The 13,911-nt window shown below is 47.8% G+C and carries 12 protein-coding genes; all 12 read right to left on the bottom strand.

Annotation, left to right across the window (positions count from 1 at the left end; all coding sequences use genetic code 11):
• Positions 1-30: 30 nt before the first annotated feature.
• The 12 genes from AOT11_RS11340 to fliR all read right to left on the bottom strand — a co-directional run bounded on the left by AOT11_RS11340 (position 31) and on the right by fliR (position 13,906).
• On the bottom strand, positions 31-1,101 hold the full coding sequence (locus AOT11_RS11340) for a chemotaxis protein CheW (RefSeq protein ID WP_170861616.1): 1,071 nt from the start codon (positions 1,099-1,101) through the stop codon (positions 31-33).
• Positions 1,094-1,870, bottom strand: coding sequence for a ParA family protein (locus tag AOT11_RS11335; protein ID WP_011079856.1), 777 nt, complete (start codon positions 1,868-1,870; stop codon positions 1,094-1,096). The genes AOT11_RS11340 and AOT11_RS11335 overlap by 8 nt, the downstream gene beginning before the upstream one ends.
• Before the next feature lie 8 nt (positions 1,871-1,878).
• Positions 1,879-3,009 (bottom strand): protein-glutamate methylesterase/protein-glutamine glutaminase, encoded by a 1,131-nt coding sequence (locus AOT11_RS11330; RefSeq protein WP_017420585.1) that lies wholly within the window; start codon positions 3,007-3,009, stop codon positions 1,879-1,881.
• Between the two features lie 30 nt (positions 3,010-3,039).
• Positions 3,040-5,265 carry a chemotaxis protein CheA gene (locus AOT11_RS11325; RefSeq protein ID WP_017420586.1) on the bottom strand — a complete coding sequence of 742 codons (2,226 nt, stop codon included), beginning with the start codon at positions 5,263-5,265 and terminating at the stop codon, positions 3,040-3,042.
• 9 nt (positions 5,266-5,274) lie between these two features.
• Positions 5,275-6,015, bottom strand: coding sequence for a protein phosphatase CheZ (locus AOT11_RS11320; RefSeq protein ID WP_011079853.1), 741 nt, complete (start codon positions 6,013-6,015; stop codon positions 5,275-5,277).
• A 121-nt stretch (positions 6,016-6,136) separates the two neighbouring features.
• The gene (gene cheY / locus AOT11_RS11315; RefSeq protein WP_017052487.1) at positions 6,137-6,505 is read right to left on the bottom strand and encodes a chemotaxis response regulator CheY; all 369 of its coding nucleotides are present in this window, start codon (positions 6,503-6,505) and stop codon (positions 6,137-6,139) included.
• A gap of 44 nt (positions 6,506-6,549) precedes the next feature.
• Complete coding sequence (locus AOT11_RS11310; protein ID WP_026050306.1) at positions 6,550-7,284, bottom strand: RNA polymerase sigma factor FliA; 735 nt, start codon at positions 7,282-7,284, stop codon at positions 6,550-6,552.
• Positions 7,277-8,164: a MinD/ParA family protein gene (locus AOT11_RS11305; RefSeq protein WP_011079850.1), complete on the bottom strand. Its 888-nt coding sequence runs from the start codon at positions 8,162-8,164 to the stop codon at positions 7,277-7,279. Before AOT11_RS11305 ends, AOT11_RS11310 begins: the two co-directional genes overlap by 8 nt.
• Positions 8,165-8,177: 13 nt before the next feature.
• On the bottom strand, positions 8,178-9,671 hold the full coding sequence (gene flhF, locus AOT11_RS11300) for a flagellar biosynthesis protein FlhF (RefSeq protein WP_017420588.1): 1,494 nt from the start codon (positions 9,669-9,671) through the stop codon (positions 8,178-8,180).
• 49 nt (positions 9,672-9,720) lie between these two features.
• Positions 9,721-11,823, bottom strand: coding sequence for a flagellar biosynthesis protein FlhA (gene flhA / locus AOT11_RS11295; protein ID WP_017420589.1), 2,103 nt, complete (start codon positions 11,821-11,823; stop codon positions 9,721-9,723).
• A 160-nt stretch (positions 11,824-11,983) separates the two neighbouring features.
• Positions 11,984-13,114 carry a flagellar biosynthesis protein FlhB gene (gene flhB / locus AOT11_RS11290; RefSeq protein ID WP_017420590.1) on the bottom strand — a complete coding sequence of 377 codons (1,131 nt, stop codon included), beginning with the start codon at positions 13,112-13,114 and terminating at the stop codon, positions 11,984-11,986.
• Between the two features lie 9 nt (positions 13,115-13,123).
• Complete coding sequence (fliR, locus tag AOT11_RS11285) at positions 13,124-13,906, bottom strand: flagellar biosynthetic protein FliR (protein WP_011079846.1); 783 nt, start codon at positions 13,904-13,906, stop codon at positions 13,124-13,126.
• Positions 13,907-13,911: the final 5 nt, after the last annotated feature.

The following is a 13,911-nucleotide window of genomic DNA, read 5'->3' as shown; positions in this document are numbered from 1 at the left end:
CTAATCCTCGTTAATGTCGTTCCCGACTTCTCAAAATTCTGAATTTAATGATTTTACATCCAGTCCGGCATTTAGCATGGAAATTAATGCGTCTACATGAATTAAAGCACACATTTTCTCTTTCACCATGCCAGCAAGCCAAGGACGCTTACCCGATTGCTCGCGCCAACGCACTTTTTCTGGATAAAGAAGCTCAGTGCCCAGCAACTTATTGCTGGCTAAACCCCACATGCTATTACCTAGCATGACAATATATTGATAGTTCGACTTGTATTCTTCATCAGCCAGTTTGTCTGGCATGACCCAACGTGCCGTATCAACCACATCCAGTTGCTGATCCCGATTGGTTTGCAAACCAAGGTACCAACCCGGTCTGCCGATTAAGTGGTTCAACTGTGTCAGTTGATGGATGCCACCTAACTCATCCAACGGAACAGCAAAAGTGACGCTGTTGACATCAAAATAGAGCACTTGGAAAGCGATATCTCGTTGAGTCGAGGTCCAATCTTTCTTTTCACTAGCAGACGTTTGCGTTTCTAACTCAACCTGAACGTCTTCAGCGATTTGCTCTACTTTAGCTTCAATGGTTTCAATTTCAGGTTCGAGCTCGACGGGCGCAATTTCTGGCTCCTCGACATCGACTTGCCAATCCTGAATCTCTTCAACCACTTCGGTTTCTACTGTCCAATCTTGGATTTCCTCTTCCAAGATGGCGACCGGTTCTTCTTCGATGACAGCGACGTCTTCGACAACCTGACTGGTTTCTTGCTGAAGCTCAGCGATGGACGCGGTGTTTTGCGCCAAAATATCGTCGATGCCCAATTCGTCAACGACATTGGTTGACTCAAGTTGACTGAGTAGGCGTTCAACATCTTCCAGATTCGGTGCTTCAAATTCTTTTAGCTCTGTTTCGGCATAGCTATAAGACTCTGGCTCTGAATACTTGATTTGCAGTTCTGGTTCGTAAGGTACCCCAGACCAATCGGCAGCGTGCTCATCCTCTTCAACAATAAGCTCCAGCTCTTGCTCTTCGTCTAAAAGTGCGCTGAAGTAATCATCTAACGCTTTTTCACTGGATAACACCGCTTCTTTGCTACTCATCAATCGCTAACCTCTCTAAGTAAATCAGCAATTGTTTGTAGGCAAATACCCCGCGGCTTCCTTCTGCAAAGTGCGAAGCAGGTAAACGTTTTAAACTCGCGTCTCTGAACTTGGTGTCAATTGGCACCGCCGATGTCCAAACTTGATTTGGGTAATCTTTCTTAAGCTGCGTTAACGTTTGTAACGACGCCTTAGTGCGTTTGTCGTACATCGTTGGCACAATGGTAACCTTAAAGGGATCTCGACGCGATTTTTGCATAATCGCGAGCGTACGAATCATTCGCTCTAAGCCTTTCATGGCTAAGAATTCCGTTTGAACTGGAATTAAGATTCGGTCACTGGCCGCCAGAGCATTGACCATCATGACACCAAGAATTGGCGGACAATCAATCAGCACATAGTCATAATCTTTGGACAACGCGATTAACGCACGCTTTAAGATTAAGCCCATTCCACTACGGTTGCCCATCACTCGGTCTAAGGTCGCCAAAGACATATGCGCGGGTATGATATCGATCCCTTCTACATCTGTTTTCAACAACAACGGTTTAACCGCTTCACGCGTAAACTCTTTAAGTTGAAAAAGATCAAATAGACTGCTGGTGACCGCATCGGGGTCGAAGCCTAAATAGGTCGTTAGTGATGCATGCGGATCGGTGTCAACCAAAAGAACACGATGGCCTTTTTTGCTCAGTAGCCCAGCTAGAGTGACGGTGGTGGTGGTTTTACCAACACCACCTTTTTGGTTTGCAACACTCCAAACTATCATATCTGTCCTTATGCTAGTCCCACTTCAACTAGCATACGTTCGGCGATACGTTCCAAAGGCAGGTCTTCAGTTGACAATCCTGCTTTGGCCACAGCCTGTGGCATGCCATAAACAACACAGCTATCTTCATCCTGAGCCCAGATAGTCGCCCCTGCCGATTTCAGCATGCGCGCACCTTCACGGCCATCCGCACCCATCCCGGTCAAAACCATAGAGAGAACTTTGTCGGCGTAAATTTTCGCTGCAGATCCAAAAGTGACGTCCACGCAAGGCTTGTAGTTCATGCGTTCACCACCATCGATAATGCGCAATCTTGCTGCACCAGGGCGGCCATCTATCATCATCTGCTTGCCACCTGGCGCCAAATAAGCGACGCCCGCTTGTAGCACGTCGCCATCTTCCGCTTCTTTCACTTGAATCTTACACAGTGAGTTTAGGCGGCTAGCAAAAGCGGCTGTAAATGTCGCCGGCATGTGCTGGATAAGTACAATGGGATGAGGGTAATTTGCTGGTAGCTTGGTCAGAATTTTCTGCAATGCGACAGGCCCGCCGGTTGAGGTACCAATCGCGGTGAGCTGATATTTTTTTCCTGAAGCTCTGAATTTAGCCGCCACAGGCGCACGAGAAACAGGGGCTTGTGCAGGCGCCTCACGGCGTAACCCTGTCGTTGGGCGATTTAACGTACTTTGTGGTCTTTCTTGAACTGACGCAGAAGAGGCCACGGGACGACGCATAAATGCACGCTTTGAAGCAATCTGAATGACGCGCTGTTGCAGTAGCGAAACGGCTTCATCTCGGTTACGAGCAATATCTTCAAATTTCTTCGGTAAGAAATCCAAAGCACCGGCATCCAGTGCATCTAGCGTTGCTTTTGCACCATCATGAGTAAGCGAAGAAAACATCAAAATAGGCGTCGGTACCGACGCCATGATTTCACGAACAGCTGAAATGCCGTCCATGACAGGCATTTCAATGTCCATAGTGATGACGTCCGGCTTGAGGCGTTTGGCTTTTTCAACCGCCTCTTTACCATTTACCGCCACATCAATCACTTCTAGGCGCGATTCTGCATTGATGATCTCACTCACCCGACGTCGGAAAAAACTGGAGTCATCAACTACTAATACTTTTATCGCCATTTGAATCCTTATTGTAATACTAAGCCCTGATTACAGACGCGATGCCGCTGCGTACTGTTTTAGCAAATCAGGAACATCCAGAATCAGAGCAATATGCCCATCACTGGTGATCGTTGCACCCGCCATACCCGGTGTACCTTGCAGTAAGTTGTCTAATGGCTTGATAACCACTTCTTCTTGACCAATCAAGGTATCCACAACAAAACCGACGCGTTGACTACCGATTTGTACGATAACGACGTGACCATGTCCTTTACGCAGTTGCGCTTTACCAGACTTCGGTGCGAGCCAGTTTTGTAGATAGAACAGCGGAATCGCTTTTTCACGTACGATGATGGTTAACTGACCATCAACAACGTTGGTACGGCTAAGATCTAAATGGAAGATTTCATTCACAGAAGCCAATGGCAACGCAAACGGATGGCCAGCCACACCAACCATAAGTGTTGGTAGAATCGCCAAGGTCAACGGAACTTTGATGGTGATCTTGGTTCCTTTGCCCAATTCTGAATCGATATCAATCGAACCATTTAGGGTATTGATCGCGGTTTTCACCACGTCCATACCTACACCACGTCCAGAAATGTCTGAAATTTTCTCTTTACTGGAGAATCCTGGTGCAAAGATCAAGTTGAAACATTCTTTGTCGGACAAACGGCCAGCAGCATCTTCATCCATCATGCCGCGTTTCACTGCGATGCCACGAAGTTTATCTGGGTCCATACCGCCGCCATCATCGATGATCGCTAGCTCAATATGGTCGCCCTCTTGAGATGCAGAGAGGATGACTTTACCCGTGCGAGACTTACCTGCTTTCGCACGGTCATCGGGCATCTCAATACCATGGTCAACCGAGTTACGCACCAAGTGGATCAAAGGATCCGCAAGCGCCTCAACAAGGTTTTTATCGAGATCCGTTTCTTCACCGCGCATTTCCAGCACGATGTCTTTTTGTAGGTTACGCGCCAAGTCACGAACAACGCGAGGGAAACGGCCAAAAACTTTCTTAATTGGCTGCATGCGCGTTTTCATTACTGCGCCTTGCAGGTCCGCAGTCACCACATCTAGGTTAGCTACCGCTTTCGCCATCTCTTCATCGTTACTGTTCAGACCGAGACTCAAAAGACGATTTCGAACCAGTACAAGCTCACCAACCATGTTCATAATGGTATCCAGCGTCGACGTATCAACACGCACCGTCGCTTCTGCCTGTGGTTTCTTCGCTGCTTGTTGCGTCGCTGGGGCTTTCGCTTCTTGTACCGCCGGTGCTTTTACTTCTGCGCGAGCTGGTGCAGGCGCCGCCGCTGGCTTCGACGCAACTGGTGCTGCTGGTTTCGCTGGCTCTGGCGCAGGAGCCACATTTGCTGATGCAGGCTTGGTTGCGAAATCCAACTCCTCAAGGGTCGGACCTTTGCCTGAACCATGCAGCTCGTCCAATAGCTTTTCGAACTCTTCGTCGGTCATCAAGTCGCTATCACCAGCACTTGGTGCTTTTGCCGCTGGTTTAGCTGGCTCTGGCGGTGGCGCTGCTTGGAAGTCAGACGCCGATGGGCTTTTGCCCGCACCGTGTAATTCGTCTAACAGTTTTTCAAATTCGTCGTCCGTGATGTCACCGCTATCTACCGATGCGCTCACTGGTGGTGGCGTCGGTGCTGCTGGCGCAGCTGCTTGTGCACTCGGTGCAGCCCCTTTACCATGCAGCTCATCAAGCAGTTTTTCAAACTCATCTTGAGTGATTTCATCCACTGAAGAAATCGCGGAGCTGGCTGGCGCAGGCGCTTCGGCTACAGGTTCTGGAATAATTTCAGGTTCAGGCTCTGCTACAACGACTTCTTCTGCGACTGGGGCAGCCACTTCATCTTCCGATTCAGGGCGGCACAAACGATGCAGCTCGTCGAGCAATTCAGGATCCGCAGCTTCGAGAGGCTCTCGATCTTGAACCGCTTTAAACTGATGGTTTACCGTGTCTAAGGAACGCAGCATTGTATCCATTAGGCTTGGAGAAACGGAACGTTGGCCATTGCGCAATACGTCGAACACGTTTTCCGCACCATGACAAGTTTCAACCAACTCGGTGAGCGACAAAAATCCAGCGCCACCTTTAACGGTATGGAATCCACGGAAAATAGCATTGAGAAGATCCCTGTCTTCTGGGTTATTTTCCAATTCTACTAACTGCTCAGAAAGCAGTTCCAGAATTTCCCCGGCTTCTATTAGAAAGTCCTGAAGGATATCTTCGTCTAAATCGTAGCTCATACGTTACCTTTAAAATCCAAGACTGGATAACAAATCATCGACTTCATCCTGCGATGCAACTGCGTCTTCACGCAACTCGGGGTGCAAAATCGGACCCTCTGGCTCGCTGCCACTTTTTTCTTTTTCGGCAAGATTCTGTGTTTCTTGAGTTTTGTCCTTCGGCGGTTTATTTCCAGCAAACACCGTTAGGATATCAACCAATCGCCCTTCCACTTCGTTTACGAGAGTGATGACACGACGGATAATCTGCCCAGTTAAGTCTTGGAAATCTTGTGCCATCAAAATTTCTGTTAACTGGCCGCGTAATTCTGTGCTATCGCCTTCGACTTGAACTAAAAGATCTTCGATACGATGGCAAAGGGCCTTGAATTCACTCAATTCGATGCGACCGTGCATCAGTTCATTCCACTGAGGACGGACTTGTAGCAAGCATTCGTGAAGATTATCGGCTATTGGGAGACAGAGCTCGACAGCATCCATGGTCTTGTTTGCTGCGAGTTCGGTTTTTTCGATGACATATTGAAGGCGATCCCTTGCATCTGGGATTTCATCGTTTGTAATTTCTGTCATCCGTTGATCTAAGCTGAAATTCTTCAGAGAAGTGTGTAGATCTCGAGTAAGCGAACCAATCTCTTGCAGCATTGGATTGCCTTTTTCCTCATAGATCGACGCAACCAGCTCATCGGCGGCTGCCTGCTCTCCCTGTTCCAGTAATTCAACTAGAGACTTTGCTTGCTCTAATGAGATCATTCTGAATAGACCCTTTTCGTTTATGCTTCGGAAGCATGCTGCGTTTATGAGCTGCCAATATAATGGTTGGCATTGAATAAATGCTTATAGCAGCTCTGACGAAGTAATCTTCAAACGAGGTTTATAAACGTTCAAAAATTTTATCTAGTTTTTCTTTCAGGGTTGCTGCGGTGAATGGCTTAACAATGTAACCATTAACGCCTGCTTGAGCCGCTTCGATGATTTGCTCACGCTTCGCTTCTGCGGTGATCATCAGCACTGGTAGATGCTTCAGCTCAGCGTCTGCGCGAATGTTTTTCAGCAGATCGATACCCTGCATGCCAGGCATATTCCAATCCGTAACGACGAAATCGAAATCACCTTTTTTCAGCATAGGTAACGCTGTCAGACCATCATCAGCTTCTTGAGTGTTATTGAAACCCAAATCACGAAGCAGGTTCTTTACAATACGGCGCATTGTTGAGAAATCGTCAACAATAAGGATCTTCATGTTTTTATTCAAAATTGCCTCCACTGAATGTCAAAATCAGTGTTTTAATCATTTTGTGTCCAAGCACTAAGCTTAGTGCGCAAACGTTGCATTGACTGGCTCAATATCTGACTGACGCGAGACTCGCTAACACTCAGAATTTCCCCAATTTCTTTTAAGTTTAGCTCTTCATCATAATAGAGCGAAAGTACCAAAGCTTCACGTTCTGGTAATTGTTTTATTGATTCAACCAGCGCTTTTCTGAAATATTCATCAGCAACGCCCTTAAACGGAGTATTGTTGTCTGAATCTTCCACCGATGTGATCACATCATCCGACACACCAAGATCTTCAATACCAATCAAACGAGAACAATTGATATCTGTCAAAGCACTGTGATACTGCTCTAAAGACAATCCCATGTGCTTTGCTACTTCGGCATCAGTAGGATCTCGGTTTAGCAATCCCTCAAGTTCGGCTATCGCTTGGCTGATCTCTCGATTGCTTTTGTGTACCGAGCGAGGCACCCAATCACCACGCCTGATATCATCAAGCATAGCACCACGGATACGAATGCCAGCATAAGTTTCAAAACTTGCGCCTTTTGAGGCGTCATAATTTTGTTGAGCTTCTATCAGGCCAATCATACCCGCTTGGATCAGATCCTCGACCTGAACACTAGGAGGCAATCGCCCTAACAAATGGTGAGCAATGCGTTTGACCAGCACAGAATACCTTTCTATGAACAGTTTTTGACTGTTCACATTTGCATGCTGATCATAAGTGAGCGCTTTATTCACCAAAAGGTTCCTCTATAAATGCATTTCGTGTCAGCAATCGTTCGACGAAGAATTCCAAATGACCACTTGGGCTCTTTGGAATTGGCCAGGTCAGCGCTTTATTTGCTAACGAGCTGATGGCCAAGGCGGCTGGAGAACGCGGGAAAGCGTCCACAACAATTTTTTGTTTTTTAACCGCTTGTCGAACTTTATCATCTAACGGAATACATGCTACGAGTTCGAGGCTCACATTCAAGAATCGCTCTGTGACCAACGTCAATTTTGCAAACAATTCTCGACCTTCTCGGTAGCTTCTGACCATATTTGCAACAATCTTGAAGCGTTGAACCTGATGCTCTTTACTCAATAGCTTAATTAAAGCATATGCATCGGTAATTGAGGTAGGTTCATCACACACTACGACAATCACATCCTGAGCTGCACGTGAAAAACTGATTACCATATCAGAAATGCCGGCTGCTGTATCTATCAGCAACACATCCATATCGTCTTCTAGGCTACCAAAAGCACGAATCAGACCCACATGTTGTGCATGTGAAAGCTCTGTCATACTCTGTGTTCCAGAAGTGGCTGGTATTATTTTAATACCATATGGTCCTTCAACAATAGCATCTTTTAGCTCACATTCACCTGCTAATACATGTCCTAAGTTACGTTTTGAACGAATTCCGAGCATAACGTCGACATTAGCCAGACCTAGGTCAGCATCCAGTACCATTACTTTCTTCCCTTGGCGAGCCATCGCAATGGCCAAACCTAGGGTCACATTTGATTTACCCACGCCACCTTTACCGCCAGTAACTGCAATCACTTTGGTCAATGATGGTTGTGTTAAGCGACGGAGGCCGCTAGCTTGATCGTGTATCATATTCTCAGTCATAGTAGTCCGCCGCCTAGAATCCTTCGTTGTCACTGTTCCAGTAGTGAGGTTCATTCTCTGTCGACTTCTCAAGCAGTTCATTCGCTTTCGCGATCAAATATTTTGGTTGTGCTATCACGATGTCTTCGGGAACTCGTTGCCCATTGGCGATATACGCCACAGGTAGCGCGTTTTGAATCACAACACTGACAAATTCGCCCAAACTGAGTGACTCATCCAGTTTGGTCAGGATGCAACCTGAAAGTGGAATTCTTCGAAAATGATCAATGGTCTCTTGCAGCACTCGTCTTTGAGCTGTAGCGGGAAGTACCAGATAGCTGTGTATTACTTCCCCACTCTCTTGCATGAGTGTATCGAGCTGCTCTGATAAACGTACATCGCGCTGCCCCATACCTGCGGTATCAACTAAAATCAGTTTTCTGTTTCTAAGCTGATAGATTACATCGGCTAACTCACTAGAATCTTTAGCAACTTTTACAGGACATCCCATAATTCTGCCGTAGATCGAAAGCTGTTCGTGAGCGCCAATACGATAGGTGTCTGTGGTGACAAGCGCGACATTGTTCGCGCCATACTCCATAGCCGCTCTCGCTGCTAATTTTGCGATGGTGGTGGTTTTGCCAACACCGGTTGGCCCTAACAACGCCACAACCCCACCACGCTTTAGAATATCTTGCTTGGTGACATTAATTTGGTCTGAGACCAAAGCGAGCAAAGCCTTCCACGCGCGGGCAGGCTTGGTATCTTCTGGAATGTAACACGCCATCTGATCCGCCAATTCAGGCGACACACCCATACGCTCGAGACGTTTGATAAGCATGGCACGCAGCGGTTCTCTTCTTTCCACTTCCTGCCACAATAAACCCGATACCTGATGCTCAAGCAAACGACGAATCGATGTCATCTCTTCGCGCATGTTCTCTAGCTCGTTAGAACCTTCTTCCTGCTCAGTTTGAGGCTTACGGCGGTCGTAACGCGTTGGGTCAAGACGAGGCTCTGGGCGTGGAATGCGACGGTCTTCCGCAATCAGCTTCGCCAAAGGCGAGTTTTCGCGAATACGGACATTGCCATTTTGCTCTTCACGATGCTTATTTTGTCTTTCCAGCAATGAGTTCAGAGAGTCGGCCGATTCGTCTCGGTAGCTGCTCTCTTCGCTTGTATTGCTGTACTGCTTAAGCATATTGGCAAAGCGTTTGGTCATGGATCCGCCATCGGTCTTCTCGCTCTGCAAACTGACGCGATCGTCTTGAAGATCGCGAGTCGCTTTACGTGCGGGAGGCGCAGTGTATTGCCCTGCTGTCGACGGGGTTGCTGTCGCTTGTCGGCGACTTAAATTAGGCATGCTGCCAAAAGTGGAGGATTGATTGTCACCATCAATCGCAGCGACAATTTCAACGCCACCGGCCACTTTTTTATTCGACATGATGACAGCATCAACGCCAAGTTCTTCTTTTACTTGGAGTAATGCAGTTCGCATGTCTTTGGCAAAAAATCGTTTTATTTTCAAACCATTCGTCCATTAAACAGGGCTTAACCATCAGTTATTAATTAATAGATCAGTTACCCACAGCCTGTACAATTCGAATTTGTTTTTCGTCAGGAATTTCCTGATACGAAAGCACTCTGAGGTTAGGAATCGTGTTCTTAACAAATTTCGCCAGAGTGGACCGCAGCACGCCAGAGGTGAGCAAGACTGCTGGTTCGCCTTTGAGCTCTTGCTCCTGAGTCGCCATCATCAACGATGATTGCAATCTTTCAGCCAAACCTGGTTCGATGCCCGCAGACTCGCCACCTGACGCTTGCATGGTCTGATGCAATATTTGTTCCAGCTCTGGAATCAGGGTAATAACTGGCAGCTCTGGTTCTATTCCATTGATTTCCTGAACGATTAGTCGCTTCAATGAAATGCGTACCGCCGCCGTCAGGATGTCGGGTTCTTGACTCTTTGAGGAATATTCAGCCAAGGTTTGTACAATAGTACGAATGTCCCGAATTGGAATCGCTTCATTCAGTAGGTTTTGCAACACTTTCACCACAGAGCCCAACGCCAATTGGTCAGGAACAAAATTCTCGACCAACTTCGGTGCACTTCGGCCCAGCATTTCCAGCAAGTTCTGTACTTCTTCGTGGCCTAAGAGCTGAGAGGCATTGTTGGTTAGAAGCTGGCTCATGTGGGTAGCCAGTACGGTCGAAGAGTCCACCACGGTGTAGCCCAATGCTTGAGCATGTTCTCTTTGGTCTGGTCGAATCCAAACCGCTTCCAGCCCAAATGCTGGGTCGATAGTCGGTTCACCATCGATCATGCCATACACTTGACCTGGGTTAATGGCCAGTTCTTGATCGGGGCGAATTTCGGCTTCACCCACAGCCACACCCATCAAGGTGATTCGATAACTGTTCGGAGTGAGTTCTAAGTTGTCACGAATGTGCACTGGCGGGATCAGAAAGCCAAAATCTTGCGAAAGCTTCTTACGAACCCCTTTCACGCGTTCAAGCAGTTCGCCACCTTGGTCTCTATCTACCAATGGGATCAAGCGATAACCCACTTCCAAGCCAATGATGTCGACCGGCTGTACGTCATCCCATGAGAGTTCACGTACAGAGGGGGCATTGCTGCTGTCTGCCACCACAGGCACTTTCGGTTCTTTGGCCTTTTGCTTCTGCTTCTTATCAATGAAGTAAGCGCCCGCTCCGGCGATCGCCGCTAACGTCAGGAAAGCGAAATGAGGCATACCGGGTACAATCCCCATAATGCCAAGAATCGCCGCGGTGATCGTCAGTGCTTTTGGATTATCAAACATTTGGAAGAGCATCTGCTCACCCATGTCTTCATCGGTATTCTGACGAGTCACCATCATCGCCGCTGCGATAGAAAGTAACAGGGATGGGATCTGCGCCACCAGACCATCACCAATGGTTAGCAATGTATAGATTTTGATGGCGTCGGAGAAACCAAGGTCATACTGCGCCATACCAATGCTCAAGCCACCAATGATGTTGATGAACAAGATCAAAATACCAGCGATGGCGTCACCTTTAACGAACTTCGATGCACCATCCATCGAGCCGTAGAAATCGGCTTCTTTGGTCACTTCAAAACGGCGTAAACGCGCTTGTTCTTGGTCTATCAAGCCTGCGTTCAAATCAGCATCGATCGCCATCTGTTTACCAGGCAAAGCGTCCAAGGTGAAGCGAGCACTTACCTCAGAAATACGACCCGCACCCTTGGTGACAACCATAAAGTTAATGATCATTAAGATCAGGAACACCACAAGACCAACGGCGTAGTTACCGCCGATTACCACGTTACCGAACGCTTCGATAACGTTACCCGCTGCGTCTCCCCCTTCGTGACCCTTCAGGAGAACCACACGCGTTGAGGCAACGTTCAAGGCCAATCTAAGCAAGGTCGCAATCAGTAGAACGGTAGGAAAGGCAGCGAAGTCGAGTGGTCTTCGGGTATAAACCGTCACCAATAGCACCACCATGGCTAAGGCGATGTTAAAGGTAAAAAACATATCCAGTAGAAACGGAGGAATTGGCAATACCACCATGGCCAAGGTGGCCAACACCATAATCGGTGCGCCAATGGCTGGTACTGAACGTTGGGGGATTTTAGGCAACTTATCTGCAAACGGCAGAGTAAATTTCTTAGCCATTACTTCGTCTCAATGGATAGCTTTAAGTTATTGATATGGAAGACAACAACTGTCGTCATCTGTATTTATCATCCGAACTAGGTGCTAGCTAGCAATCTCTATACCAGCTCATGCGCCAAAATAATGACAAGACACTTAGGACCAAAAGAATCGCCGACTATCAATGTCTTAGATCGGGTGGAATCGGTAGATCATAGTCTTTCAATTTCGGTCGATGGCCACCCCGCTTCCGGTACTGCTTCAACTGGAACACGTAAGCCAGTATTTGCGCAACCGCGGTAAATAGACCATCAGGGATTTGCTGTTCAAGCTCGGTGGAATAATAGAGCGCACGCGCCAATGGCGGCGCTGGTACAATAGAAATGTCGTGCTCGCGTGCCACTTCACGTATTTTCATCGCCATGTGGTCCGTCCCTTTCGCCACTACCACTGGCGCTCTGTCGCTGTTCTGCTTATAACGCAGTGCAACAGAAAAGTGCTCCGGGTTGGTCACTATCACATCCGCGGTCGGAACATCCGCCATCATACGTCGCTGAGCGGCTTCACGTTGCAACATACGGATACGGCCTTTCACCTCAGGTTTACCTTCGGTGTCTTTGTATTCGTCTTTCACTTCTTGCTTGGTCATTTTCAGTTGGTCAGCGTGTTGCCAAATCTGAAAAGGAATGTCGATCGCCACCACAATCAACAACGAGCAACTGATCAGCAAAACGAAGTTCAACAATATGTCCAAAGCGTGGAAAATATTCTGCGGATACACATCCAAACTGAGTTGGATTAAGTCTTCCTGTGAAGCTTGAATTAGGTAGATCGCTACGCCTGTGACCAATGCGACTTTCAAAATTGATTTGATGAGCTCAACCCAACTTTGCAAGCCAAACATACGTTTGATGCCACTCAGTGGGTTCATTTTCGATAATTTTGGCGTCGCCGCTTCCACTGAAAAACTGATGCCACCAACGCCGGCAGAACCAATCGCAGCAGCGACAAAAAGCGCAAACAAAATGAGCAGCAGAGGAAGGAGCAAAGCGCTTAATGCGCCGCTGGCAATATCAAACAGCTTACTGGGGTCAAAAATTTCTTCACGAGAAAGGCTAAACAAACGCCCCATCGCTTTGAACAACGCCCTTGCGAGGCTTTCGCCGAACCACATCAGGGAAACGGCACCAATCACCAATACAGACACAGAAGCCAGCTCTTTTGAGCGGGCAACTTGGCCTTTTTCCCGTGCTTGTTGTAACCGTCGGGGCGTGGCTTCTTCGGTACGTTCTTGACCGTCTGACTCTGCCAAACCAGCCTCCTAGCAATTCAAACGAATAAATCGGCAAACCTGCTGTTCGCCTTGCAACCAGTACAGCTCATAGTGACTGTATAAGCCAGCCAAGATGTACCAACAAATCAGTAACCCCACCAACAAGGCGAAAGCAAAACCGAGGGAGAAAATGTTCAGCTGCGGTGCAGCTCGGGTCATCACCCCGAAGGAGAGGTTGATGGTCAGCAGCGCAATGATGCCCGAGAGTGACATACTCAGCGCCGTTTTGAACATGATGCCCAGCCACAACGCCAGTTCACGAAAATCAACCGCATTCAATGAACCACTGCCTATGGGCAAGGTTTTGAAGCTAAACAGCACCAATTGCAGCATTTTCAGGTGACCATCGGTGGCGAGGAAAAACATGGTCGACAGGAACATAAACAACTGACCAAGCAACGGCGTGTTCTGACCATTGGCAGGGTCCACCATGGATGCGAAACCCAAACTCGATTGCATACCCAAAATCTGACCCAGCAGGACAAAGGTCTGGATGATAAACTGCGTCACCATCCCCATTGCCACACCGATAACAATTTGCTCAAAGGTCGTCAAAAAGCCTTGGAACGAGAGCAGTTGGAGCTCTTCTGGCACCGCCGGAATCGCTGGCATTAAGGCCAAGGTGATGGCAAGGCTAAGGTAGAGACGAATTCGAGGAGAAACAAAACGCGCACCCGTCACCGTCATCACCATCAACATAGAGGAGATACGGGTGAAAGGCCAAAAATAGTTGGCTATCCAGTCCAGAATAATGGTGGTTGGATATTCCATCGCTC

The organism is Vibrio vulnificus NBRC 15645 = ATCC 27562, assembly GCF_002224265.1.
Classification (GTDB): domain Bacteria; phylum Pseudomonadota; class Gammaproteobacteria; order Enterobacterales; family Vibrionaceae; genus Vibrio; species Vibrio vulnificus.
Note: the sequence above shows the minus strand (reverse complement) of the source record. Positions and strands in the feature narration are given on the sequence as shown.

Excerpts from the sequence above, each read along its gene's own strand:
- cheY (WP_017052487.1), bottom strand. The coding sequence starts at position 6,505 with ATGAAGATCCTTATTGTTGACGATTTCTCAACAATGCGCCGTATTGTA.
- AOT11_RS11325 (WP_017420586.1), bottom strand. The coding sequence starts at position 5,265 with ATGAGCTACGATTTAGACGAAGATATCCTTCAGGACTTTCTAATAGAA.
- AOT11_RS11335 (WP_011079856.1), bottom strand. The coding sequence starts at position 1,870 with ATGATAGTTTGGAGTGTTGCAAACCAAAAAGGTGGTGTTGGTAAAACC.
- flhA (WP_017420589.1), bottom strand. The coding sequence starts at position 11,823 with ATGGCTAAGAAATTTACTCTGCCGTTTGCAGATAAGTTGCCTAAAATC.
- fliR (WP_011079846.1), bottom strand. The coding sequence starts at position 13,906 with ATGGAATATCCAACCACCATTATTCTGGACTGGATAGCCAACTATTTT.
- AOT11_RS11330 (WP_017420585.1), bottom strand. The coding sequence starts at position 3,009 with ATGGCGATAAAAGTATTAGTAGTTGATGACTCCAGTTTTTTCCGACGT.
- AOT11_RS11320 (WP_011079853.1), bottom strand. The coding sequence starts at position 6,015 with ATGATCTCATTAGAGCAAGCAAAGTCTCTAGTTGAATTACTGGAACAG.
- AOT11_RS11340 (WP_170861616.1), bottom strand. The coding sequence starts at position 1,101 with ATGAGTAGCAAAGAAGCGGTGTTATCCAGTGAAAAAGCGTTAGATGAT.
- AOT11_RS11305 (WP_011079850.1), bottom strand. The coding sequence starts at position 8,164 with ATGACTGAGAATATGATACACGATCAAGCTAGCGGCCTCCGTCGCTTA.